Origin of the sequence: Rothia sp. HMSC064F07 (assembly GCF_001837265.1) — a bacterium.
Classification (GTDB): Bacteria; Actinomycetota; Actinomycetes; order Actinomycetales; family Micrococcaceae; genus Rothia; species Rothia mucilaginosa.
The window spans coordinates 42,580-43,870 of the sequence record NZ_KV831928.1; the positions used below are offsets into that span (position 1 = coordinate 42,580).

Genomic DNA, 1,291 nt, shown 5'->3' on the forward strand with positions numbered 1-1,291 from the left:
CGGGTGCCGCCGTCGGGTGCGCCTTCGAGCTGAATCTTCTCAACCTGCTTGGTCTTCAGATCGATAGCGGAGACGAAGAAGCGGCCGGTCACGAACGCCTTACCGGACTCGTGGTCAACCAGAACGGAGCGGGGGTGCTCAATCCAGTTCGGGTCGTCCTTCTTCACACCCTCGTTGGTCCAGATGAGCTTGAGGGTCTGCTGGTCGTACACTGCCACGGAGTTGTCGGTGGTGTTGGTAACCCAGACGGTGCCGTCCACGTCATCAACGGTCACGCCGTACGCGGAGGTGTAACCGTACTGGCCCTTGTCGTTCTTCTTCACAGGCAGCTCGGCGAAAGCCTCGGTCTGCAGGGTGTCTGCATTCACGCGTGCCAGGGAGGAAGCGAGGCCGCCACGTGCACCCACGGTGGGCACGAACAGCTTGTGGTTCTTCTTGGAGTAGCCAACCTGGAACTGGCCGGGCAGACCCTGAATGATGTTCGCAACGCTACCGTTTGCGTCCACGGTGCGGTGTGCCTCGGTGGAGGGGGTGGTGGTGTCGGTTGCCTTGGTGGTCTTGGTGGCGGTTGCCGGGTAGCCCTGGAACTCGCGGGTTTCGGGGGTGACCTGCTTGATCTCGGAGTTGTCACCTGCGGTTGCGGTGACCTTGAACTTCAGGATGGAGTTCGCCTGAATCTCGGAGGTCTTGGCGGGAACCTCGTTGCCCTGCTTGTCCTTAGAAGGCTTGCTGGTGACCTGGCTGGAGGTACTGACGGTACCGGTGGTACCGTCGAGGACGTAGGGCACGGTTGCGGTTGCGCCAGCCTGCTTGTCCACAGCGATAACGGAGCCGTTGGGCAGTACGACCAGGTCGTTTGCCTTGCCGCCGTTCATGGCAACCTCGGCAATCAGCTTGTCCGCTGCGCCGCCGTCAATCACGCCCACCTTGCCGGTGCCGAAGTCGGTCACGTACACCAGGTCGTTGGCCTCATCGTTATCGAGCGAGAGCGCCTGGGTGCCGAAGGGGATGAACTTCTTGAACTCGTAGGTGGTCGCATCGTACACGGATACACCGGAGTTCGCGCCCTTCACGCCCTGGGAGGAGACGTAAATTTCGTTCTGCGAGTGGTCAATAGCCACGTCGGAGGGGCGAACCTCACCCTCAGCGTTGCCCTTGGTGTCGAAGCTGCTCTCTACCTTGAAGGTCTTGGTGTCGATGACGAAAATCTTGCCGCCGGTACGCTCGGGAACGTACAGCTTACCGCCATCAACCAGGATGTTCATGCTGATGTAGCGGGTGCCGCCGTCGG

The 1,291-nt window shown here is 61.0% G+C and carries 1 protein-coding gene; it reads right to left on the reverse strand.

Annotation, left to right across the window (positions count from 1 at the left end):
- Window positions 1–1,291, reverse strand: a 1,291-nt coding sequence (locus tag HMPREF2712_RS08020; protein WP_371326252.1) for a YncE family protein, incomplete at both ends; no start/stop codon positions are given.